Source organism: Methylolobus aquaticus, from assembly GCF_054172105.1.
Genome location: NZ_JBSYXP010000003.1, coordinates 151,543 through 174,518 on the forward strand (window position 1 = coordinate 151,543; position 22,976 = coordinate 174,518).

A 22,976-nucleotide genomic window follows, 5' to 3' on the forward strand; every position below is an offset into this window, starting at 1 on the left:
GTGCCTGAACGCGTCGCGGGCCTTGATCATCGACCCGGTGGTTGTTCCCGGATGATGGATGTAAGACACTGGTTTTATTGAATGCCAATGGACTGGAAAAATCCCGGTCAAGGTGACGAATCCCCCCGTATCACGCTGCGTTCCGGCCATTGCCCAGGCCTGTTCCACAACTTTATCCACAGGTTCTGTGGGTATCTCGGTCGCGGGGCCGGCGATCGGCACGGAGCGGCGGAGACACGATGACGAACAGACCTTCCGTCCCTGAGAATTGGGATCCCATGGGCACCGTGAACGTTCTGGTCAGTCCCGAGCGCAGCATGGAGGTCCTGTCGCGGCTCGAGGTCAACCGCCTGCTCGATACCAGCGAGAGCGGGTTGCACGAGTTGTTTCGGCGCTGTTCCCTGGCGGTACTGAACTGCGGGAGCACGGAGGACAATAGCAAAGCCATCTTTGAGCGGTTCCGGACTTTCGACATCCGCGTACTGCAGCAGGAACGCGGCATCCAGCTGGAACTGGTCAACGCGCCTGCCGGCGCGTTCGTCGACGGGGCCATGATCAAGGGGATCAGGGAACATCTTTTCTCGGTCCTGCGCGACGTCGTCTACACGCAATTCGAGATCGTCGAAAATCCCGCGTTCGACCTATTGTCGCCGGCGAACATCACCAACGCGATTTTTCACATCCTGCGGAATGCCGGCAGTCTGAGCCCGCAGCGGGATCCGAATCTCGTCGTTTGCTGGGGCGGCCACTCGATAAGCCGCGAGGAATACGACTACACCAAGGAAGTCGGGCACGAACTGGGTCTGCGCGGCCTGGATGTCTGCACGGGTTGCGGGCCGGGCGCCATGAAGGGTCCCATGAAGGGCGCCAGCATCGGACACGTCAAACAGCGTCTGACCGGCGCGCGCTACGTCGGCATCACCGAACCCGGAATCATTGCCGCCGAACCGCCCAACCCCATCGTCAATGAACTTATGATCATGCCGGACATCGAAAAGCGCCTCGAGGCGTTCGTTCGCGTTGCACATGCGATCATCGTTTTTCCGGGCGGTGCCGGTACGGCCGAGGAGATCCTCTACCTGCTCGGCATTCTATTGACGCCGGATAACAAATACATACCGCTGCCGGTGATCTTCACCGGTCCCAGGGAGAGTGCGGAGTATTTCGCCATGATCGATGCGTTCATCGCAGCCACCTTGGGGCCGGATGCACAGAAGCGCTACCGCATCATCCTGGACGATCCGGCGCGCGTGGCCCGCGAGGTGCGGAGCGGCATGGCGCTGGTCGAGAACTTTCGCGCTCAGCACAATGATGCGTTCTATTTCAACTGGTTGCTGAGAGTCGATCAGGATTTTCAGACGCCATTCGTGCCGACCCACGAAAACATGGCGGGACTCGAGCTGCAGCGCGGTCAAGCGGGACACCGGCTGGCGGCAAGTCTTCGCCGCGCTTTTTCCGGGATTGTTGCCGGCAACGTCAAGGCCGAGGGCATCCGGCGCGTCGAGGAAGGCGGGCCATTCAGGATTAGCGGAGAGGCTGAGGTGATGGCACCCCTCGACCGACTGCTGTCCGCCTTCGTCGATCAAGGTCGGATGAAACTGCCTGGCACGAAATACGAGCCCTGTTACCGTCTGGCTGACTGAGGGAGGGATCGGGCCGAAGCTGCTCGTGCGATCCCGGCGGCACGCTTACTTGACGGACTTGCTCTGTTGCAGGACGCTGTCGATGCGGTGTTTGCGAAGCTGCGCCCGGACCTTTTCGGCTTCCGCCAGCGTGCTGAACGGGCCCAGTTTCACTCGATACCAAGTGGCCTTATCGATCAGCACCTTCTCCATCTTGCCTTTCACCTTGGCTTCGCTGAGTCGCGCCCGCGTTTTCTCGGCATCTTCCAGCTTCGAGTAGGCACCGACCTGGATCACGAAGCCACCCGGAGCCGTCGGTTTCCCGGCCTTCTCGTCTCGCTTGAGGCTGGCGATATCCCGCTCCGAAACGATCACTTCCTTTTCCGGCAATATCTTGTAGAAGGTGAAACGCGGCTCGGGAAGTTCGATATCCGGCGGTGCCTCAGGCTTGCCGGCCTTTTTGCCTTTGGCGCGTTCCGGTTTCTTGGGGTTTTCCCGTGACGCCGTCGTGGCATTCGGGTCAGGCTTCTCTTCGCTTACCGCCGTCTGCGCCGAGGCCGCCTCCTCATTCGTTGCCGCGTTGTTCTGATGCGTGATCAGCGCGAAAGTGCCGGCGCCGCCGATTAAGACCAGTACCGGCAACAACCAGACCCACACCGGCTTCCGCCGGCGCCGAGGGCCTCGCCATGAATTGGGGACTCGGTCTTTGTAATCCTTGGGCATGCTACATCGCTTCCGGTGCCGAGAGGCCAAGCAAATCGAGGCCGTTGGCGATAACCTGCCGCACGGCGTCGATCAGATTCAGACGGGCGTCGCGCAGCTCGTGGTCATCGATGAGGAACGGGCACGCATTGTAATAGGTGTGAAAGTCGCTCGCGAGCTGCCGCAGGTACTGTACCAGCTGATGGGGTTCATGGCTCAAAGCGGCGCTTTCTACGACTTCAGGGTACCGGGACAGACTCGACAGGACGGCCGCCTCATGGGGTTCGCCCAGCCGCTTGAGGTGATCCATGCCCTGCTGGAGATTCCTCGCCCAGCCTTTTTCATCGAGTTGGCGAAACACGCTGCAGATCCGGGCATGGGCATACTGCACATAGTACACCGGGTTCTCGTTGCTCTTTGAGGTCGCCAGTTTCAGGTCGAAATCCATGTGCTGGTCGGAGCGGCGCATGACGTAGAAGAACCGGGCGGCATCCCGGCCGACCTCGCCCCGCAACTGGCGCAGCGTGATGAACTCGCCGGATCGCGTGGACATCTGGACCTTCTCGTCACCGCGGTACAACACGGCGAACTGGACCAGCAACACATGCAGCCGGCTGGCATCGCCCCCCAAGGCCTGGATCGCGCCTTTTACGCGCGGCACATACCCGTGATGATCGGCGCCCCAGACGTTGATAATCTGGTCATAGCCACGCTGCAGCTTGTGCCAGTGGTAGGCGATGTCCGAGGCGAAGTAGGTGATCTGGCCGTTCTCGCGCACGACCACGCGATCCTTCTCGTCACCGAAACGGGTCGATGCGAACCAGATTGCCCCGTCCTGCTGATACAGCAAGCCCGCCTCCCTGAGTACGCCGAGCGCATCCTCTACGGCGCCGCTGTCGGCGAGTCGGCGTTCGGAGAACCATTCCTCGTAGGTGACCCCGAACTCGTCGAGGTCGTCGCGGATATCCTGCAGGATGCTCGTCAGTCCGGCATCGAACACGAGCCGGTAGTCGTTGCCCAGCAATGACTTTGCACGGTCGATCATCGCGTCGATGTACAGTTCCTTGTCGCCCCCGTCCGGCTCGTCGGACGGTAGCCCCTGGAGCACGTCCGTCGCCGGCCGCCGGTAGCGATCGCCCGCGGTATGGTGCAAGTCCCAGGCGATCGTGCGTATGTATTCGCCGCGATAGCCGTTGCTCGGAAACGGCAGTACGTCGCCGCACTCCTCCAGATAACGCAGCCAGATGCTGGTCGCCAGGATGTCCATCTGTCGACCGGCGTCGTTGACGTAGTATTCCCGGTGAACTTCAAAGCCGCAGGCCTGCAGCAAGCTCGCCACCACCGATCCATAAACCGCGCCCCGCCCATGGCCTACATGCAGGGGTCCGGTCGGGTTAGCGGAGACGAATTCAATCTGCACCTTCTGGCCGGCACCGATCCGGCTCCGGCCGAACAGCGGCCCTTCCTCGTGTATGGTGCGGACGACGGCGGTGTGCGCATCGGGTGCGAGGAAAAAATTGATGAACCCCGGCCCGGCGACTTCGACCTTGACCACCAGCGGGTCGCCGGGCAGCTGTTGGATGATGCGCTCGGCGAGTTGTCTGGGAGGACACTTCGCGGCTTTGGCGAAGCTCAGCGCGATGCTGGAAGCGAAGTCGCCGTGCTGCGCGTCACGCGCCCTCTCGATGCCGGGGCGAAGCGTCGAATCGGAGGGCAGGTCGCCCGAGGCCTGCAGCGCAGCAATGGCGTGTTCGAGCAGACGGATCAGTCGGTTCTTGATCATGTAAACGGGAAGGTACCTTGCGGCGTTACGTCACGTAGCCGGATGTCGGTCGTGCCACCGACGGTTCTGAATGGCTGAATGCGGGTCGGGCCGACTTCCGGAACGGATCCGGCTTGATCCAGGGCCATTCCCCGGAAATCATCAGCCGGCTCGAGAGGACCGCGCCCATTACTTCAAGCTTATTATCCTAAATTCCTGAAGCGTTACACAATGCGGGGGGGCGGGCACCGCCTTTCATGCGCCCACGGCCCGGTCTACCATGATCCGTTATTCTCCCTTCCGCTCCGAGACGAAAATGACCTCCACCGAAATCGTCCACCGTCTGCGCGTCGGCTTTGCCCTGGTTGTCGGCGTGTTGGCCGGAAAGTTCGCCGCACAGATGATGCAACACCATGCGTCCGAGTTTTTCATCGGCGCCTTCATGCTAGGGGTCATGGCGACCCATGGGTGCTACTGGCTGTTCGATCGGGTACGCCGGCCGGATTCATCCTGACCGCGCGTCGTCGTTGCCGCGAAATGGCTCCCGGTTGCGGCCGGGGCGATGAGCATTGCAGCGCATCGCCCCGCCTGTCGTGTTCGAGCGTCCCTCTCAGCTCTGGATCTGCGGTCGCCCGGGTACTGGCCAGTCGATGTGGAAGAACACCCCGCGGGGCTGGTCCGTGCGCTCGTAAGTGTGGGCCCCGAAGTAGTCGCGCTGCGCCTGCAGCAGGCTGGCCGGCAGCCGTTCGCTGCGATATCCGTCATAGTAGGCGAGGGCCGAGTAGAAGGTCGGAGCGGGGACACCGTTGGTGGCGGCGGCTCCCACGACCTCCCGCCAGTGACCCTGGCAGCGATCGAGTTCGCCCTTGAAATAGGGATCCAGCAGGAGGTTGGTCAGATTCGGGTCGCGCAGATAGGCCTCGGTGATCTTTTGCAGGAAGCGGGCCCGTATGATGCACCCCCCGCGCCAGATTTTAGCAATGTCGCCGAAGGGTAATTGCCAGCCGTATTCCGTCTGGGCGTGGCGCATCAGCTGAAAGCCTTGCGCGTAGGCGCAGATCTTCGAGCAATACAGGGCGTCGTGAATGGCGTCGATGAAGTGCTGCCGATCGCCCGAAAAGCTCGCCTTGGGTCCGCTCAGGATTTTTGCCGCGGCCGTTCGTTCGTCCTTGACCGCGCTGAGAAAGCGCGCGAATACGGCTTCGGCGACCGTCGGTGCGGGGACACCCATGTCGAGTGCGTTGACCGAGGTCCATTTGCCCGTGCCCTTCTGGCCAGCGGTGTCGAGCACGACATCGACAAAAGGCTGGCCGGTCACGGGATCACGCTGTTGCAGGATGTCCGCCGTGATCTCGATCAGAAAGGAATCCAGCAGCCCGCTATTCCAGGTCGAGAAGACCGCCGCGATCTCGGGTGGCGTCATCCCGAGCAGGTTCCGCATCAGGGCGTACGCTTCGCAGATCATCTGCATGTCGCCGTACTCGATGCCGTTGTGAACCATCTTGACGTAATGTCCCGCCCCGTTGGGGCCGATGTACGTCGTGCAGGGTACCCCGCCTGTCACCGGTTGCCCCGGGGCCGCACCGTCCAGCGGCTTCCCGGAGTTCGGGTCGACCTTCGCGGCGATCGCAGCCCAGATCGGCTCGATTTCGCGATAGGCTGCCGGGTCGCCGCCCGGCATCAGCGACGGTCCGAAGCGGGCTCCTTCCTCGCCGCCCGATACTCCGGACCCGATGAAACGCAGCCCCTGGTCCGCCAGCGTTTTCTCGCGCCGGATCGTGTCCAGCCACTGGGCATTGCCGCCGTCGATGACGATATCCCCCCGCTCCAGCAGTGGTGCAAGGCCGTCGATCACGGCGTCGGTCGCCGCGCCGGCCTTGACGAGGATCACAATTTTGCGCGGTCGCTTCAGGGCCTGAACGAAGCCGGCCAGCGTCGCCTCGCCCTGCAGTCCGCCGGGTGTGTCCGGATGGTCGGCAACGAACTTCTCGGTCGTCGCCGTCGTACGATTGTAGACCGCGATGCGAAAGCCGTGATCCGCGACGTTCAATGCCAGATTCTGGCCCATCACGGCCAGGCCGATCAGACCGATATCGCAGGAGGGGGTAGACATGGTTGCGGGCGCTCCGTGGTGTGCCAACCGAACCCTTATATTCTACGTCCCTGGAGCGGGCGCGACACAGGAATCCGCATTCGGCCTAGTTTGGGCCGCTGCGATCCGGCGGTCCTGAGTCGCGCGAGACGCGGGTTCGGTGCCGGTCCGGCCGTTGGCGGCTCGCCGTACCGAGGACTCGCGCGCGCCGCTTAGCGGTTGGGATCGTAGACGAGTTCGCCGTGGTGACCGGTCTCGTCGTCGTAAATCGCGATGATGTCGTCGGGCAATGCGGCCAGGTCGGTGGCGCGGAGATAGTCCCGGATCGTCGAGCCGGTACAGCGCTCGTCGGTCCATGGTGCCCCGGCCCTGTCTGCCAGATCGCCGCGGTGGACGGTGCGAAAATCGATGCTGAAGCGCGTCTTGCCGGAGGTGTTCGGAACACTTGAATGCATCTGTGCAGCGGAGAAGAGCACGATGCTTCCGACTTGCCCGATTAGCCGGATCTGCGGGTCCAGTTCCAGCGCGTCGGTTGGCTTGGGCAGAGGCCTCGGGTCTTCCCGCAAATATTGCGTCACGCTGGCGCCGCGATGCAGCTTGTTCCATTCGTAGTAGTTGTAGCCGTCCGAACTGTTCTTGACCGGCTTTCCCCAGTACTGTGGGTGGAAAGCCATGCCGTTCTCGGGTGACAGCTCGTAAATCGGAATCCACCAGTTTATCTGCGACGCGGGTGCCGAGTACCAGGTATCGCGGTGGGGATGCCATGCGTACGCGATTCCGGTGGTTAGGTAATTGTCGCTGGTCGAGCTGCGCAACTTCGGTACGTCGAAGTACGTCTCCCCGAGATCGCAGCCAAACTCGTCCAGGATGTTCCTCAGGTGTCGTTTGGATTCCGGGTGATGGATGAACGCGGGCTTGAGCTCGCCAAGGATCCGAGCATACTCCTCGACCGGCAGGTGATACTGTGCCGTCTCGGGATCAAGGCTTTGGAACGCATCGGCAATCAACTCGCGGGCGAAATCGCAGAAGGCCAAGGTATTGGCGGTCGGCGAGTAAACGAACAGCTGGCCTGCATAAAGCTGCTTGCGGCGAGTCTCGTCGTCGCAGCGGGCATCGAAATAAATGGTGTTGTTCATGGTCTACTCCCTCGCCAAGCGCAGAGAATTTTAACTTCGACTTTGGCGATCGCTGGGTCGGCGGCGCACCCCTTCGCCGGAGGTGTGCTCTTGGGCCCGAGGGTGCGAGCGGGACTTCCGGTAGCGGTCGGCACGTATGCCTCGCGCGTCGCCGTCTGGGCCCAGGCCTTAGCGTCAGATTCTAGTTCACGCCGCAGTGTACCGCCGGAAAACGTCGCTTGGTGCGCCTGGACACGCCGGGTATGAGATTCGGCGTGAGCGAAAGTTGATACCATGTAGTGCGCCGAATCAAGCGCGGCGTTCGTGGCGAGCGGGGTGTCGGTAGCGCGATGGCCTAGGTCCTCCACCACCCGTTCGCGCCGCCGATGTGTCGCGACCACCGGGGCGCGGTGAACGTCCCGCGAAGAACAACTAGAACCAGGGATAATTCAAGCATGAACCGTCCTGCAGACGTCCGCGAAAATCTTCCAGCGTCTCTCGAAAACGCTTGTGGCCTGTCGATCCAGTGCAACGCCAACGGGTCTGTCCGGCGAATCGCGTGTGGCGACATCACCTTCAACCTGTTTCCCGGCGATGAAGTCGAAGGGGGACTGGCGAACATCTATTTGCGCCGGCGCGGTGCGACCACTGCTTGCGTTCCCTTGCTTGGCCCCTCCAGCCCGAGCGTCATCGGCTGCGATGGGCGTCAACTGACGGCAACCGGAGAATGGCAAGGTATCCGTTATCGCCTGACTCTCGTGTTGGCCGAGACGGCTACGGCCTGGTTCTGGCACCTCGGACTTCAGAACGTGGGCCCGCGCTCGGCGCTGATCGATCTGGTCCATGTCCAGGATACCGCGCTGGCGCATTATGGCGCCATACGGCTGAATGAATACTACGTCAGTCAATACGTGGACCATACGCCACTGACCCATCCCGACCAGGGTGCCCTGCTTGCCGTGCGGCAGAATCTTCCGATGAGTGGACGCCAGCCCTGGGCGCTGATCGGTTCGCTCAGGGAAGGCGTCGGCTTTGCTACCGATGCGTTGCAGCTCTACGGTCGGGCTCACCGCGCGGGAGCGTTGCCGATCGGGCTGACGGTACCGGCTCTGCCGGGTGTCCGTCACCAGCACGAGCACTCCTTGGCCGCGATCCAGGATCGGCCGATCTTCCTCGTTCCCGGGGCACAGGCAAGCAGCGGGTTCTTCACCTGGTTCGAAGCAGATCATCCGGGGGCCAGCAGCAATGCCGACCTGGTGTTCGTCGAGCGCGCGTTGGCGCTGCCCGAGGCCGTGGCGCCATCGCCGTCCGGGAACCCCGTGACTGTGCGCACTGTACCAACGCTTTTCAGCGCACCAAAGCCGTTGCCGACCCTGGACCTGACGATGGCCGAGCTGGATGAGCTCTTTGGAGAGGAGCGTCGGGCGCCGGAAGAGGAGGCCGGCAATCTGTTGTCCTTCTTCACCGGGGCCAACGGGCATGTCGTGCTGAAGACGAAGGAACTTCAGGTGTTGCGCCCGCATGGTCACCTGCTGCGAACCGGACAGCACCTGACCCCGGACGAGTCCTCGCTGACGTCGACGCTGTGGATGAAAGGAGTGTTCAACTCCCTGCTCACACAAGGACATGTGAGCATCAACCGCCTGCTGTCCACGACCCGGAGCTACCTGAACCTGTTCCTTTCGGGCGGTCAGCGCATCTTCGTCGAGCAGCGCGGTTCCTTCCATCTGCTGGAAACCCCGTCAGCCTTTGAAATCACGCCGGAAGGCGCGCGCTGGCTTTACAAGCATCCGGCGGGGCTGATCGAGATCACCTGCACGGCCGGTACCGAAGATCCGGTGCTGTCGCTGTCCATCGATGTACTGGCCGGCGCGGCCTGCCGCTTTCTGCTCTCCCACCGGGTCGCGTTGAACGGGGACGACGGGGCCGATCCGGTGCCGGTACGATACCGTCGGGATGGTGACGGGGTCGTACTCGAAGCCATCCCGGAGTCGGATGTAGGAAGGCGGTTTCCCGACGGATTTTTCCGGGTGGACGCCGGTCCGGGAACCCACGTTGAGCAGATCGGCGGCGACGAATTGTTGTTTGCGGACGGCGAGACACGCCATCAACCATTCCTCGTCGTCATAACGGGCCCGACCGCATCGGCCGATTTCCACCTCAGCGGACACCTGGTGGCACCCCAATCCGGTAAGGGCGCCGGCCTCGCGCGAGGCGTCGACGGACAGTCTCTCGACGAGACGGCGCCCTTGCTGATCGCCCGCATCCGGCCGGGCGCCGGTTCCAGCGACCGGCATGCGGCTGGCATCCTGTGTCTCGAAGAGATTCTGCCCTGGTTCGCTCACAACGCCATGGTGCATTACCTGGCACCCCGCGGACTCGAACAGTTCTCGGGCGGCGGCTGGGGGACACGTGACATCAGCCAGGGTCCGGTCGAGCTGCTGCTCGGCTTCGGCCTGACCGCGCCGGTGCGCGATTTGCTGTGTCGTGTGTTTCGCGCCCAGAACCCCGATGGCGACTGGCCGCAGTGGTTCACGTTTTTTGATCGCGACCGCGGCATTCGCGCCGGCGATTCGCATGGGGATATCGTGTTCTGGCCCCTGCTGGCGCTGGCGCAGTACCTGGTGGCCGCGGCCGATGCCTCGATCCTGGATCAGGAACTCCCGTACTTTCACCCGGACGGGGACGAGAGTGCGGAGCGGGCGACGGTTTGGGGGCATGTCGAGCGTGCGCTGGCCGTGATCGACGGCCGAGTCATTCCCGGTACGGCGCTGGCCGCCTATGGCCATGGTGACTGGAATGATTCGTTGCAGCCCGCCGACCCGTCCATGCGGGAGCGACTGTGCAGCGCCTGGACGGTGACCCTGCATCACCAGATGTTGGCGACGCTGGCGCAGGGGCTGCGGACGGTCGGCCGCGAAGCGCTGGCCGCTCCCATCGAGTCCCGCCTGCCCCGCATCCTCGCCGACTTTCAGCAACACCTGCTGCCCGATGGCGTTCTGACCGGTTTCGCCTATTTTCCGGAAACCGGCCCAACCCGTTATCTGGTTCATCCCCGCGACGCGCAGACCGGGATGCATTACGGCCTGCTGGCAATGATCCACGCCTTGGCCAACGATCTTTTTTCGCCGGATCAGGCGCGTGCGCACATCGCGCTGATCCAGGCGCACTTGTTGGCGCCTGATGGTGCCCGTCTGTTCGACCGGCCACCGCCCTACCATGGCGGTCCACAAACTTATTTTCAGCGGGCCGAGAGCAGTTCATTCTTCGGACGGGAGATCGGCGTGATGTACATGCATGCCCATCTTCGCTACGCGGAGGCCATGGCCCGGCACGGCGATGCCGAAGCGTTTTTCGATGCGCTGTGCCGCGCGAACCCGATCGCCATCCGCACACTCGTGCCGCATGCCGCCTTGCGACAGGCCAACTGCTACTACTCCAGCTCCGATGCGGCGTTCTTCGACCGCTATGAGGCCTCGGCTCGCTATGGCGAAGTCAATGCCGGCACGGTTTCGCTGGAAGGCGGTTGGCGCGTTTATTCGAGCGGTGCCGGCATTGCGACCCGGCTGATCCATCAGCGCCTGCTGGGTTTCGAACTCCGCGATGCGGCGCTGCTGCTGGATCCCGTACTGCCGTGCGCATTGGATGGCCTGGAGGTCGAGATCGTGTTGTGGGAGCGTCCGGTCACAGTGGTCTATCGTCTCGGCGAAACCGGCAACGGGCCACTTGAGATCGTGTTGAACGGGACGCCGCTCGACTTCACCCGGCAGCCAAACCCCTACCGCACGGGTGGCGCGCTGTTGGGCCGTGCGCAGTTTGCGGAGCATTTCGACATTTGCGACAACCGGCTCGAGGTACAGCTCGGATGATCACGTGGGTTACCCGATGAAGCGAGCGTTCTCGCGGGGGCTGTTCGTAACCGGCACTGATACCGGTGTCGGCAAGACCCAAGTCGGCGCGGCCGTTGCCAGCCTGCTGCGCGAGCGGGGGATCGTCGTGCAGCCCCGCAAGCCCGTGGAGTCGGGCTGCAAGCGGATCGATGACCGGCTGCTTCCGCTCGATGCGCTGACGCTTCGGACCGCGGCTGGCCTCGATCTTCCGTTGGAAACCATTTGCCCGCATGCGTTCGAGCCCGCGCTTTCGCCCGAGCGGGCCGCGATGCTATCAAGAGCGGGACTGACCCTGCAGGATCTGGTGCAGGCATGTCGAACCGGGGTCGGCGCCGACGACTTTCTGCTGGTCGAAGGAGCGGGCGGGTTTTTCAGTCCGATCGCCGCCGGGGCGCTCAACGCCGACCTCGCCTCGGCCCTGGGCTTGCCGGTGCTGCTCGTCGCGGCCGATCGACTCGGGGTGATCAACCATACGCTGCTGACCGTCGAAGCCATCGAACGCCACGGCCTGACGCTGGCCGCAATCGTCCTTAACCGCGCCGAGCCGTTGAGCGACCCGGAGTTGGACAACGCGGCCGATCTGAGCCGCTGGCTGGGGCGGCCGCCGATTGTCACGGAACATGGGACCTCGGGCGCTACCGGCGATGGCTGGCGCGCCCTGCGGCCGGCGCTTACCGCATTCGCTGCCAGCTTGTAGTAGAACCTATCCGAAGTCGCGTCGAGCCAGGCCCGATGTAGTGAAGCTTTTTCCTCCATGATTCCAGGAGCTACGATCGATGACTTCCGCTCGCGCCCGATCTTTCCGCGGCCATCGACTGTGCCTCGGCCTGCTGATCCTGCTGGCGGCGGGCATGACCATCGCCGGTGACCCGGGCAGGACCGCATCGGAGGCGGATCCGGCCGCCGTTCGGGCGTATTTCGCCGGTAGAGAGCTGCGCGTGTTGACGTTTCTCGGTTATTCGGGTGCCGGGTACGAGGACCCGACCGCGATGCTGGATCACGCCCGTCGGGTTCTCGAGCGCTACGATCCGAAGTCCACGATCGTCAACGGCGGCGCGACCGCTGAGGGGATCGGCGCCGTGTATGCACTGGCGAAGGACAGGGGGTTTCCGACCACCGGGATCGTGTCGACCAAGGCGCTCATCGAACGCGTGCCGCTTTCCCCCCATGTCGACCGGGTGTTCTTCGTCCCGGACCCCACCTGGGGCGGTTTCCTCAAAGGGACTGCGCTCCTGTCGCCGACCTCGCAGGCGATGGTCGAGAACAGCGATGTTCTCGTCGCGATCGGTGGCGGTGATGTCGCCCGCGATGAGATGATCGCCGCGCAGCGCTCGGGCAAACCGGTCGAGTTCATTCCGGCCGACTTTAATCACCGCCAGGCCCTCGATAAGGCGCGGCGGGAATCCCTGCCGGCGCCCACCGACTTCGGCGGTACGGCTGCCACGGTGCCCTCGCGTCCGCGCTGAGTGCTCAGGTCGCCGAGGTTCCGGCCGTCGGTTGGCCGTTTTCGGCCGCTTCTGCTTTGTCGCGGTCAAGACCCTCGATGATCGACGCGGCAACGGTGCTGTACGTCTGCGCAACCGCGTCGATGAGCTCGTCCAGCCGCGGTTGAGGCTCTCCATCGTGCAGCGCCGCTTCGAGCCTGGCGGCCACCGTCGCGACCGTCGTTGCACCCAGGGTCGCCGCCGTTCCCTTGATGGTATGCGCGATACGGCGTGCCGTGCCGTCACCGCGTTCCGCGAGGGCCGCGCGCAGCGCCTGCAGGTCGCGGGGTGCCCGTTCCGCGAACAGGCGCAGCATGCGGCGATAGCTGGAGAGATTGCCTCCGAGGTGATCGAGCCCGCGCTCGATATCCAGACCCGCAATAGGTCCGAAATCCGGGGTGGTCTCCGGATGCCGGGCCGCTGGCGTTTGCGCGGCGGGCGCAGCGGCCGGGGCAGGGGGGCGCGGCGATAGCCACCGCAGCAGCGCCGCGTACAGCGTTGCGGGGATGATCGGTTTGGAGAGGTGTTCATTCATGCCCGCTGCCAGGCAGGCGTCGCGGTCGGTGTCGAACGCATTCGCGGTCATGGCGAGAATCGGCGTCCGTTCCCGTCCAGGGATGCCTCGGATCCGCCTGGTGGCTTCGATACCGTCCAGCACCGGCATCTGCAAGTCCATCAGCACGGCGTGGTAATCCGTCGTCCGCGCCATCGCAACGGCTTGCAGCCCGTTCTCGGCGGTATCTATCGTCAGCCCACAGTCGGCCAGCAACTCGAGCGCAACCTCCCGACTGAGCCGATTATCCTCGACCAGCAGCAGGTGCGCTCCGCTATGAAGCCGGGCGACGGCTTCCGCGGTGTACTCAGCGTCAGCGGTTGGGGCGGGTTTCGGTGCGGCGCCTACAGCGGCACCGAAGTGCGCCGTGAACCAGAAGACGCTGCCCCGGTCAAGTTCACTATCGACACCGATGTGTCCGCCCATCAGTTCGGCAAGACGCTTGCAGATGGCCAGCCCCAGGCCGGTGCCGCCATAGTTGCGGGTGATCGAGTTGTCGCTTTGTTCAAACGCGTTGAACAGCCGCCCCTGTTGTTCCCGCGCGATGCCGATGCCGGTATCCGCGACCTCGAAGCGCACGGTGACACCGTCGTGAGCGTTACCCACTTGCTCTGCGCGTAGCCGGATCGAGCCTCGTTCAGTGAATTTCAGGGCATTGCTGACGAGGTTCAACAGGATCTGGCGCAGGCGGAACCCATCGCCGCGGAGCGGCCCGTTGACCTCCGGTTCGATCAGTGCTTCCCAGGTTAGCCCCTTGTCGCGCGCTTTTTCGGCGATCAGCGCGCTGACGTAATCGAAGGCTTCCTGCAGGCGAAAGTCGTTCTCCTCCAACTGGAGCTTGTCCGCCTCGATCTTCGAGATGTCGAGGATGTCGTTGATGATCGACAGCAGGTGCTGGGCCGCCTCGGCAATCCTGCCCAATCGCCCCTGTTCTTCCGGGCGAGTGCTCTTGCTGAGCATCAGATGTGTCAGGCCGAGTATCGCGTTCATCGGAGTCCGGATCTCGTGACTCATGTTGGCGAGGAACGTGCTTTTGGCGCGGCTCGCCGCTTCGAGTCGGGCGTTTGCGCTATGCAGTTGCGCCGTGCGCTCTGCGACCCGCGTTTCAAGGTGATGACGATACCGTTCGAGTTCGGCTTCGCTGCGCACGCGCTCGGTGATATCGCGCGAGAGTCTCAGGATCAGTCGCTGTCCGCCCAGATCGCAGGCGCTGAGCCGGATCTCGACCGGGAACGCGGAACCATCACTGCGCCGCTGCCGGGATCGCACCGTTATCGATTGGCCGGGCTGCAGCGCTTCCCAGTGCGGACGGTCTTCGAGGGCGCCGCCTTCCTCGAAGAGTTCCGGGATACGTTGCGCAAGCAGTTGGTCGCGGCGGTAACCGGCGGAGTCGCAGGCGGCCTGATTGACCTCGACCAGGGTGCCGTCCAGGTCATGCGCGAAGAACGCATCCGAGGCCCCCTCGATCAGCGCCCGGAAGCGCGCCTCGCTTTCGCGCAGGGCACGCTGGTCGGCGTCCCGCTCGATGGCGATGCCCGCGAGCCTCGCGGCGTGAGTGATCAGTTCGACGTCGTCGGGCTGGGGTGTGCCCGGGTCCCGATGGTAGATCGCAAAGCTGCCGAGCACCTGATCCTTGCGGCCGCAGATCGGTTCCGACCAGCATGAGGCGAGCCCGGCCCGTGAGGCCACGGCACGGAACCCAACCCAATTGGGGTGTTCCGCGATGTTCTCGACCACCACTCGTTGCCGCAGGAACGCTGCGGCGCCGCAGGAGCCGACATGCGCGCCGATGGCAACGCCGTCGACGGCTTCGTTGTAGAACGTGGGCAGGCTTGGGGCGGAGGCTAAGCGCAGGCGGGTTCCGGTGTCGTCTCGCAGCAAGATCGAACACAGCGTGCCCGTGGATTCCTGCTCGACGTCCCGGGCGAGTGCCTCGAGGATCTCGGCGAGCGTTCCGCCGCTGGCGATCCGCTCCAGAATCGCGGTTCGCATCCGTTCGCGGCGTGCCACTCGGGCTCTTTCCGTCACGTCCCGCCCGACGGCGATCACCGCCGGCTCGCTGCGATAGTTCGAGCGAACCAGATTGAGTTCGAGCTGGAAGGGCTGCCCAGCGATGTCCAAGCCCCAGAAATCCGCACGCTGGGGAGTGCCTACCAGTGACTCTCGGAGGCGCCCCAGCAGACTCTCGAAATCATTGCGGCCCGGAGCGGCTACAGCACTCAGTGGGCGTCCGGCAAGCCATTCCTGCGAGCGTCCGTACAGGCGGGCCGCGGCGGGATTGACGGCCAGTAGACGGGCGTCGGACGAGCAGATGTGGACGGCTTCCTGAACATTGTCGAACAGCCGGCGGTAGCTTTCGGCGCTGTCCCAGGCGCGCTGCCGGTTACGGAGATACGCGTTCAGCATCGCCGCAAACGCGGCCGTCAGGAGCGTCGCCACGGCTGTACCGAGGGCGATGCGCGTACCGCTGTACCAGCCGCGCGCGGGCGTCAGTCCAAGCATCCACTGTCCGTTCGGGACGTCCACCGCGGTCGTTACCGGCGGCCCGACGAGCGGGCTTCGAGAGTTCACGATGATTTGCCGGTGGCCGCTATCGGGGTTTGCACGCCACAGTTCGTAGTTGTAGCCCGCCTCCTCCAGCCGTTCGAACTGAGCGGCGGCAAGGATGCGCGGCAACCGGATCAGCACGATCGTAAAGCCCCAGAACCGATCCTGGCCCGTAGCGTCGGTCAGGAACACCGGAAGACGTCCGATGATGGCGTCACCGCCCTGGCGTAGCTGGAACGGACCGGCCAGGGTCAGTTGACGGGTCTCCAGAGCCAGCCTGGCCTCCCGGTTGCCGATGTCCGGCTTCAGCAGGTCGTGCCCCAGGGCCGCCTCATGGCCTGCCAGCGGCACGACCTCGCGTATGATCCCGCCGGGAGCCAGTTGGATCGCGTCGATTCCCGGATAGAGCTTGAGTACCTCGAGCGCGAGTGACTGGAAGTCGCGCACCGTGCCCTTGCCCTGATGAACTACCGCGGACAGTGCATACGTCGCGGATAGCGCGTTCGAGAACTGTTCCTTGAGATGCTCGGCGAACTGGTAGCCGATCTCGGCGGCGGAGCGCCGCTCTTGCGCTTGTTGGGTGATTTCCAGCAACGCGACGATGGTCAGTCCCATGCCGAACATGGCGGCCGCCGACAGGATCAAGACATGCCGGCCCGGACGCAGCGTCACGGTGACCCTGCCCGGCACGGAGCGCCGCCGTCGTTGCATGGCTTCGATCGGAGGTGCTGCGGCTCCATGTGCGCGGCGGGGCCGATCCTGGACTGTGCTGTATCCGTTGTTGCGGAATGACGGATTAAATCCATTGCCGGCTTCCTGCGCTGTCGGGCTTCCATGGCCTCACCGGACGTCAATCGGTTCGTGCGAGAGCCGACCGCGACCGCTCGGGTCCTCGGGGGCCTCAGGGCAAAGGCCGGACATCCCGTATCTCATCGTGTCCGATGTGCCGAAGCGAATGTCGTCCTGCTACCGGACAAGTTCCTCCAGGAAAGGAAGCGCCCGATCGCGCGGGGAAAGGAACGGATCGGGCATCGGCCAGTCGATTGCCAGCGTCGGATCGTCCCAGCGAACGCCGCGCGCGAGGTCCGCGAAATAGAACTCCGACATCTGGTAGAACACTTCCGAGTGCTCGGCAAGGCACTGGAACCCATGGGCGTAACCGCCTGGCACGTACAGCGTCCGGCCGTTGGCCCCGGTCAGTTCAAAGGACTGCCAGCGTCCGAAGGTCGGTGAGTCGGGTCGCACGTCGACGAGCACGTCATGAATCGCTCCGACGGCACAGCGGATCAGCTTGATCTCTGGATGCGGCTCCGCCTGAAAATGCAGGCCGCGCAGCATTCCCGGTCGCAGCGTCCGCGACAGGTTGGTCTGCGGCCAATGCGTGTTCAGGCCGTGCGCCGCGAACTCCTCCGCGCAATAGGTCCGCGCGAAAAAGCCGCGGTCGTCTTCGATCGGCTCGAGATCTATGATCCACACGCCGGGCAACTCAGTCTCGGTGAATTTCATCTGGGGTTTCCTGAATGGGGGAAGCCGCTGCGTTGTAACCGTTCAGACTCCTGCTGTTCCGGGAGGGGCCGGGGAGACGAGACACGCCGTGAAGACGTCCCTGTCGGCTCGTCTGCGGGTTCCCTCCCGCAGACGGTCCCTCTCCAAGGGGGTGTGAATGGTTACGCTGCGTTGGTCCGTTCCTCGGCTGGCCAAGAACTGGGCACCTATAGCCATCCACGGCGCCGAAACATATACAACATCCCGCCGACGAGTACGAAACAGAAGCCCCAGAACAGCGGGTAGCTCCATTCGGACTCGTTCTCCGGGATCGGCATGTTCATGCCATAGACGCCGGCGAAAAAGGTCAGCGGCACGAAGATGGTGCTGATGATGGTCAGCGTCTTGACGATGTCGTTCAAGCGCTGCGATACGGTGGACAGGTGGGTCTCCGTCAGGCTCGTCAGGAATTCCCGGTAGGTTTCCAGCAGATCGAGGATCTGGATCAGATTGTCATAGACGTCGCGCATGTAGGTGCGCGTCGTCTCGGACAGGCCCTCGTGGTGGTCCCGATGCAGTTGGCTTACCAGTTCGCGCATCGGCCATGCCGTGCGCCGCAGCAGCACGAGGTCGTGTTTGGCGCGATGGATGTCCCTCAGCACCTCCGGTTTGCCGCCCACCAGCACGGTTTCCTCGAGCTCCTCGAGGCGTGCGGAGAAGCCCTCCAGCACCGGGAAAAACTGATCGACGATCGCGTCGAGCAAGGCATGCAGCAGGAAACTGGCATCGTGGCGGCGCAAACGCGAATCCCGGCTGCGGAGCCGATGGTCGATCTGATCGAACAGGTCTTCTTCACGCGGGTGGAAGCTGATCAGTGTTCGGCGTCCGAGGAAGAAACTCATTTGTTCGGTCCGCAGCACACCGCCGACCCAGCGCACCAACTGCGCGACGATGAACATCCGGCCCGGGTGCTCGGGCGACGCAGGGTAGTCTTCCACCTTCGGGCGCTGTCCCAGATGCAGCAAATCTTCGATGGCCAGCGGGTGCAGGGCATACTTTTCGGCAATCGCGCGAATCACACCCATGTCCGTGAGGCCGCTGACCCGAATCCAGCGGACCGCGCTCCATTCCGGCCGATGGCCTGCCACGAACGCGTTGACATCGTCGATGGCCTGGAACGCGCAGTCATCGAGACCATAGTCCACACAGGATACCCGGACATCGCTCGGGCCCGATCCGATCAGGCTCAGTTCGTGCGTTTCGATGCCGGGCGCAGCACCGGTGCGCGACGTGTCGGGCCAAAGCGCTGCGAGGCCGACGGATTCCTCGTCGGAGCTCGGCGGTGGTGGCGGTTCCGACGGCGGCGCTTCCATGGTTGCGCATGCTAACCGTCAGTCACGACCGGGCACAAGCCGTGGCGCTGCCGGAAGCTTGGTCCAGGGGGTAGCGCCGTGATCGCGGTCTTCGCCCGGTCGACCGTTCGGATAAAATGCGGGGATTACTATCCAAAGCATCGGAGACTGAGATGGCGCAAGTAAAAACCAAGGCCGCCAAGGCCCCGGCTTCTCCCGCTGCCGAGGTCGCCGGGGACAACAGACCGGCGACGCGAGTGGCGGAAGGCACGGCCACGGTTGCCCCGGAGCCCTCCGGCGCCGGGCCCGACGCGGCGCCACCGAACCCCGTTGCAGCTGCCGAGATCGAAGCGGTAAGCCAGGCACCGACCGCCCATCTGGTGGCCACGGCCCCTCATGGTAGTGACGAGGATAGCGACCTTGCCGAATTACCGCCCGGCTATCCCTATGCGGAACGGATGCGGCGGCGAGAGTACGAGAGGCTCAAGAAGGAACTGCAGATCGAGTTGCTGAAGGTACAGAGCTGGGTCAAGGAGTCGGGGCAGCGCATCATCGTGCTGTTCGAGGGGCGGGATGCGGCCGGGAAGGGCGGCACGATCAAGCGCTTCATGGAACATCTGAATCCGCGCGGAGCGCGTGTCGTGGCGCTCGAAAAGCCGACGGAAATGGAACGCGGCCAATGGTATTTTCAACGCTACGTCGCTCATTTTCCGACCCACGGGGAGATGGTCTTCATGGACCGTTCCTGGTACAACCGCGCGGGTGTCGAGCGGGTCATGGGGTTCTGCAAGCCACTGGAGTATCTTGAATTTCTGCGACAGACGCCGCAGTTGGAGCGCATGCTGGTCAACAGCGGCATCCTGCTGTTCAAATACTGGTTTTCGGTCAGCCGGGCGGAACAGCTACGCCGCTTCATCTCCCGTCGTGACGATCCGCTGAAGCACTGGAAACTGAGCCCGATCGACATCCGCTCGCTCGATCGCTGGGACGATTACACCGAGGCCAAGAAGGCGATGTTCTTTCATACGGACACTGCCGATGCGCCGTGGACCGTGATCAAGTCCGACGACAAGAAGCGGGCACGCATCAATTGCATGCGGCACTTCCTGCACGCCCTGCCCTATCCGGACAAAAACACCAAGGTCGCCTGCGCGCCCGACGCGTTGCTGGTCGGTTCGGCGACGCGGGTGCTGGAAGAGGACGAAGCGGTCGGGAGCAGCTTCTGAGTGACTGACGGTGTGCGTGTCGAGCCGGGAAAGACGCCGGGGGCAGCCAGTCAATCAGCACCCGTTGGATGTCGAGGACAGCGTCGTAGCAAGGTCGCAGCCGTGCTGCGCGCTTATCGCACCAGTCGGTGCAGCACTTCGGCCAGTGGGATTGGATGCCGGACGTTGCACCGCGGACCCGGGTGTCCGCGGTGCTGACGCAATGTCTTAACTGTTCACGTCCCCCTCGCGGGAGCGGTCGGGGATGCCGAGACACGCCGTGAATCCGTCTCTGGAGGCTCGACTGCGGGTTCCCTCCCGCAGACAGTATCGCCCTCCCGGCCCGCTCCCACTACCCAACACGGCAGCGGAGTGAATGGTTACCGCAATGTCGCGGGGGTCAGCCGATTTTCGGTGGGTAACGCCAATGGCTGGATGCCCCGGGAGCCTGCCCGATCACCCCGCCATCCGTTGCCCGTTGTGGTTTACGCTTCGCTTGGCCGCGTCATTGATAACGGCGAGCGTCGACCTCCCTTTCCGCTTCAAGCCAGTCCTCGCGTTCATGCCCAGGTGCGAATCCTCGGTCGAGCGCCTTGAAATAAGCCAGCTGGGCGATCTGCTGGCGGCGTTCTTCTTCGGAGTGGGTGTCAGCCAAGCCACCGGGTGGCGCACTGACAAATCGCATGTGCTGCAAGGCCTTGGTCAGGCTGGTCATGTCGACCTCCGGGCACGGTGTGCCCCAGATTGCGGGTCGTGAGAGAACGCGATACGGTAGGCAGCGAATCGGCCCCCGTACCATCCGGTTTGGCTGGGTCGTAGAGGCTGCGCGGTGCCTCGCCGTTACGGAGGCCTTAGCGTGCCACCCATCTGCGACCAGCCAGCTCCATATCATAGCGCCTACTGAGCCGTTTCGGCATTAACTCATCAAGCCGGGATGCGGACGCGTGGCACGTCCGTTCGCGGCGTTCAGTCGGGGCTCCAGCCGAACGTGCCGGTGACTGCCTTGCGCCAGTTGGCGCACAGCTCGCCGCGGGCTGCGGCTTTCATGCGCGGCAGCCAGTGCCGGTCCCGTTGCCACAGTGCGTCCAATTCATCGAGCCCGCTCCAGAAACCCACGGCGAGTCCAGCCGCATAAGCTGCGCCCAGTGCTGTCGTTTCGGTCACCGCGGGACGAACCACCGGCACGTTCAGGATGTCGGCCTGGAATTGCATCAGGATCTCATTGACCACCATTCCGCCGTCGACCCGCAGTTCGGTCAGCTCGATGCCGGTGTCGCGCCGCATCGCCTCCAGCACGTCGTGGGTTTGAAACGCGGTAGCCTCGAGTGCTGCGCGGGCCAGATGGCCCTTGCCCGCGTAACCCGTCAGACCGAAGATCGCGCCACGCGCGTCGCTGCGCCAGTAGGGTGCGAACAGCCCCGAGAAGGCGGGGACGATGACGACCCCACCGTTGTCGGCCACGCTGCCGGCGAGCGACTCGATCTCCGCTGCCGAGCCGATCAGGCCGAGCTGGTCGCGCAACCACTGCACGAGTGCGCCCGCAATCGCGACGGAACCCTCCAGCGCGTACACCGGGCGGGAGCCCACGAGTTGCCATGCGGCGGTCGTCAGCAAGCCGTGCTGGGAGGGTCGCATCTCCTCCCCCGTGTTGAGCAGCAAAAAGCAGCCGGTGCCGTAGGTATTCTTGGCCATACCGCGCTGAAAGCAGGTCTGTCCGAACAGCGCGGCTTGCTGGTCGCCCAGATCGCTGGCGATCGGGATGCCCGCAAAGGCTTCGACACCGGGACCGTAAACTTCGTTGGAAGGCCGGATCTCCGCCAGGACGCCTCGCGGCACGTCCATCGCCGACAGCAATTCCTCGTCCCAGTCGAGGGTTGCGAGGTTCATCAGCAGGGTGCGCGACGCGTTGCTGATGTCCGTGACGTGCCGGCCTCCCGCGGGGCCTCCCGTCAGGTTCCAGATCAGCCAGCTGTCGATGGTGCCGGCAAGCAACTCGCCGCGCTCGGCGCGGGCCCGCGCTCCCGGAATCGAGTCGAGCAGCCACTGCAACTTGGGGCCCGAGAAATAGGTTGCGACAGGCAGCCCGGTCTTGTGACGAAAACGGTCCGTGCCCGCTTCACCGGCCAGTGACCGGCATGCCGCCGCCGTGCGCGTGTCCTGCCAGACGATTGCGGGGTGCAGTGGCTTCCCGGTGCGGCGGTCCCACAACAGCACCGTTTCGCGCTGGTTGGTGACGCCTAGCGCGACGATATCGCCCGGCTGGGCGCGTGCGCGGCCCAGGGCCTCTGCGAATACCTGCTGGGTGCAAGCCCAGATTTCCTCGGGATCGTGCTCTACCCATCCCGCTCGCGGGTAGCTTTGCCGGTGTTCCCGCTGTGCGACGCTGGTGGGGCAACCCGAATGATCGAAAAGAATGCACCGGGTACTGGTCGTACCCTGATCTATCGCTGCGACATAGCGGCTCATGAGGCGCAATCAATGCGGTGAGAACGGAAGTAACGCCCCGAGTGCTGAGCGCCGCGCACCGACAATTCCAATCGGATTACCAATCGTGCCGCATTAGTCGGTCGTGCCGGGGCGCACCGCGTTCGCATATTCTGGCGTCGTCGGGTTTTTTGCCGATACGCCAATACAGTATCATGCGACCCGGGGAGCGTTAATCTGGCAGGAACCAAGCCGATTGAAGGAGGCGAGACGTTGGGATTGTGCTCAGCTGCCAGGCCTGTTCGGGGGGATCGGCATTAGCGCTGCATCGAAAATCCACGGTGAGCCGCCCGCCTGTGCTGGCCCAGCCGCTTGCAACGTAACCATTCACCACCCCTTTGCTGGGAAGTGGGAGCGGGCCGGGAGGGCGAGACCGTCAGCGGGAGGGAACCCGCAGGCTAGCCTCCAGGGACGGATTCACGGCGTGTCTCGGCTTCCCCGCCCGCTTCCGCGAGGGGGAGGCATGACCCGTAGCGCTTGCAACTTAGGCCAAGTCTTTGAATGATAGCCGGTACGGACACCGCACCAAAGCTCGCCGGCGCAACGGTGGGCGTCCGACGGCCCGGCTGTTGCCCCATAGCCGGCCGCTTGGCCCAAGGGCGGTTCAGGTTTCCCTCCCCCTTCGGGTTGTGCGCGCGTTCGCCTAGCCGTACACCCGACGGTGCAGTTTCGAAGGCGTGGGT

Annotated in this window: 15 protein-coding genes; 6 read left to right on the forward strand and 9 right to left on the reverse strand. The window is 63.9% G+C overall.

Annotation, left to right across the window (positions count from 1 at the left end):
• Positions 1 to 239: 239 nt before the first annotated feature.
• The gene (ppnN, locus tag ACW73L_RS05095; protein WP_498920422.1) at positions 240 to 1,643 is read left to right on the forward strand and encodes a nucleotide 5'-monophosphate nucleosidase PpnN; all 1,404 of its coding nucleotides are present in this window, start codon (positions 240 to 242) and stop codon (positions 1,641 to 1,643) included.
• Between the two features lie 45 nt (positions 1,644 to 1,688).
• Here the strand turns inward: ppnN and ACW73L_RS05100 are convergent, their stop codons facing one another.
• The gene (locus tag ACW73L_RS05100) at positions 1,689 to 2,279 is read right to left on the reverse strand and encodes an SPOR domain-containing protein (RefSeq protein ID WP_498920423.1); all 591 of its coding nucleotides are present in this window, start codon (positions 2,277 to 2,279) and stop codon (positions 1,689 to 1,691) included.
• Positions 2,280 to 2,346: 67 nt separating this feature from the next.
• Positions 2,347 to 4,104: an arginine--tRNA ligase gene (argS, locus tag ACW73L_RS05105; protein WP_498920705.1), complete on the reverse strand. Its 1,758-nt coding sequence runs from the start codon at positions 4,102 to 4,104 to the stop codon at positions 2,347 to 2,349.
• A 298-nt stretch (positions 4,105 to 4,402) separates the two neighbouring features.
• Between argS and ACW73L_RS05110 the strand changes: the two genes are divergently transcribed.
• Positions 4,403 to 4,600, forward strand: a complete 198-nt coding sequence (locus tag ACW73L_RS05110) for a hypothetical protein (RefSeq protein WP_139556062.1) — start codon at positions 4,403 to 4,405, stop codon at positions 4,598 to 4,600.
• A gap of 96 nt (positions 4,601 to 4,696) precedes the next feature.
• Here the strand turns inward: ACW73L_RS05110 and gnd are convergent, their stop codons facing one another.
• Both gnd and ACW73L_RS05120 read right to left on the reverse strand, forming a co-directional pair.
• Positions 4,697 to 6,199 (reverse strand): NADP-dependent phosphogluconate dehydrogenase, encoded by a 1,503-nt coding sequence (gene gnd / locus ACW73L_RS05115; protein WP_498920424.1) that lies wholly within the window; start codon positions 6,197 to 6,199, stop codon positions 4,697 to 4,699.
• A 191-nt stretch (positions 6,200 to 6,390) separates the two neighbouring features.
• Positions 6,391 to 7,314 (reverse strand): phytanoyl-CoA dioxygenase family protein, encoded by a 924-nt coding sequence (locus tag ACW73L_RS05120; RefSeq protein ID WP_498920425.1) that lies wholly within the window; start codon positions 7,312 to 7,314, stop codon positions 6,391 to 6,393.
• Positions 7,315 to 7,748: 434 nt separating this feature from the next.
• On the opposite strand from ACW73L_RS05120, the gene ACW73L_RS05125 reads away from it, so the two are divergent.
• The 3 genes from ACW73L_RS05125 to ACW73L_RS05135 all read left to right on the forward strand — a co-directional run bounded on the left by ACW73L_RS05125 (position 7,749) and on the right by ACW73L_RS05135 (position 12,649).
• A complete protein-coding gene (locus tag ACW73L_RS05125) occupies positions 7,749 to 11,162 on the forward strand; it encodes a GH36-type glycosyl hydrolase domain-containing protein (RefSeq protein WP_498920427.1) in 3,414 nt (1,137 codons plus the stop codon).
• Positions 11,163 to 11,178: 16 nt separating this feature from the next.
• Positions 11,179 to 11,880, forward strand: coding sequence for a dethiobiotin synthase (bioD, locus tag ACW73L_RS05130; protein ID WP_498920429.1), 702 nt, complete (start codon positions 11,179 to 11,181; stop codon positions 11,878 to 11,880).
• A gap of 79 nt (positions 11,881 to 11,959) precedes the next feature.
• Positions 11,960 to 12,649, forward strand: a complete 690-nt coding sequence (locus ACW73L_RS05135; RefSeq protein WP_498920430.1) for a hypothetical protein — start codon at positions 11,960 to 11,962, stop codon at positions 12,647 to 12,649.
• 4 nt (positions 12,650 to 12,653) lie between these two features.
• Here ACW73L_RS05135 and ACW73L_RS05140 read toward each other — a convergent pair whose 3' ends face one another.
• From ACW73L_RS05140 to corA, 3 genes are all read right to left on the reverse strand, one after another.
• A complete protein-coding gene (locus ACW73L_RS05140; RefSeq protein WP_498920432.1) occupies positions 12,654 to 16,478 on the reverse strand; it encodes a PAS domain S-box protein in 3,825 nt (1,274 codons plus the stop codon).
• A gap of 255 nt (positions 16,479 to 16,733) precedes the next feature.
• Positions 16,734 to 17,273 carry a dTDP-4-dehydrorhamnose 3,5-epimerase gene (gene rfbC, locus ACW73L_RS05145; protein WP_498920433.1) on the reverse strand — a complete coding sequence of 180 codons (540 nt, stop codon included), beginning with the start codon at positions 17,271 to 17,273 and terminating at the stop codon, positions 16,734 to 16,736.
• 206 nt (positions 17,274 to 17,479) lie between these two features.
• On the reverse strand, positions 17,480 to 18,625 hold the full coding sequence (gene corA, locus ACW73L_RS05150) for a magnesium/cobalt transporter CorA (RefSeq protein ID WP_498920435.1): 1,146 nt from the start codon (positions 18,623 to 18,625) through the stop codon (positions 17,480 to 17,482).
• A 152-nt stretch (positions 18,626 to 18,777) separates the two neighbouring features.
• Between corA and ppk2 the strand changes: the two genes are divergently transcribed.
• Positions 18,778 to 19,830 carry a polyphosphate kinase 2 gene (gene ppk2 / locus ACW73L_RS05155; protein WP_498920436.1) on the forward strand — a complete coding sequence of 351 codons (1,053 nt, stop codon included), beginning with the start codon at positions 18,778 to 18,780 and terminating at the stop codon, positions 19,828 to 19,830.
• A 484-nt stretch (positions 19,831 to 20,314) separates the two neighbouring features.
• Here the strand turns inward: ppk2 and ACW73L_RS05160 are convergent, their stop codons facing one another.
• Complete coding sequence (locus tag ACW73L_RS05160) at positions 20,315 to 20,524, reverse strand: DUF2934 domain-containing protein (RefSeq protein ID WP_236101823.1); 210 nt, start codon at positions 20,522 to 20,524, stop codon at positions 20,315 to 20,317.
• A gap of 251 nt (positions 20,525 to 20,775) precedes the next feature.
• A complete protein-coding gene (gene glpK, locus ACW73L_RS05165) occupies positions 20,776 to 22,275 on the reverse strand; it encodes a glycerol kinase GlpK (protein ID WP_498920438.1) in 1,500 nt (499 codons plus the stop codon).
• Between the last annotated feature and the right edge of the window lie 701 nt (positions 22,276 to 22,976).

Excerpts from the sequence above, each read along its gene's own strand:
- ACW73L_RS05125 (WP_498920427.1), top strand. The coding sequence starts at position 7,749 with ATGAACCGTCCTGCAGACGTCCGCGAAAATCTTCCAGCGTCTCTCGAA.
- ACW73L_RS05110 (WP_139556062.1), top strand. The coding sequence starts at position 4,403 with ATGACCTCCACCGAAATCGTCCACCGTCTGCGCGTCGGCTTTGCCCTG.
- glpK (WP_498920438.1), bottom strand. The coding sequence starts at position 22,275 with ATGAGCCGCTATGTCGCAGCGATAGATCAGGGTACGACCAGTACCCGG.
- ACW73L_RS05140 (WP_498920432.1), bottom strand. The coding sequence starts at position 16,478 with ATGCAACGACGGCGGCGCTCCGTGCCGGGCAGGGTCACCGTGACGCTG.
- corA (WP_498920435.1), bottom strand. The coding sequence starts at position 18,625 with ATGGAAGCGCCGCCGTCGGAACCGCCACCACCGCCGAGCTCCGACGAG.
- ACW73L_RS05120 (WP_498920425.1), bottom strand. The coding sequence starts at position 7,314 with ATGAACAACACCATTTATTTCGATGCCCGCTGCGACGACGAGACTCGC.
- gnd (WP_498920424.1), bottom strand. The coding sequence starts at position 6,199 with ATGTCTACCCCCTCCTGCGATATCGGTCTGATCGGCCTGGCCGTGATG.
- rfbC (WP_498920433.1), bottom strand. The coding sequence starts at position 17,273 with ATGAAATTCACCGAGACTGAGTTGCCCGGCGTGTGGATCATAGATCTC.
- bioD (WP_498920429.1), top strand. The coding sequence starts at position 11,179 with ATGAAGCGAGCGTTCTCGCGGGGGCTGTTCGTAACCGGCACTGATACC.
- ACW73L_RS05160 (WP_236101823.1), bottom strand. The coding sequence starts at position 20,524 with ATGACCAGCCTGACCAAGGCCTTGCAGCACATGCGATTTGTCAGTGCG.
- ACW73L_RS05135 (WP_498920430.1), top strand. The coding sequence starts at position 11,960 with ATGACTTCCGCTCGCGCCCGATCTTTCCGCGGCCATCGACTGTGCCTC.
- ppk2 (WP_498920436.1), top strand. The coding sequence starts at position 18,778 with ATGGCGCAAGTAAAAACCAAGGCCGCCAAGGCCCCGGCTTCTCCCGCT.
- ppnN (WP_498920422.1), top strand. The coding sequence starts at position 240 with ATGACGAACAGACCTTCCGTCCCTGAGAATTGGGATCCCATGGGCACC.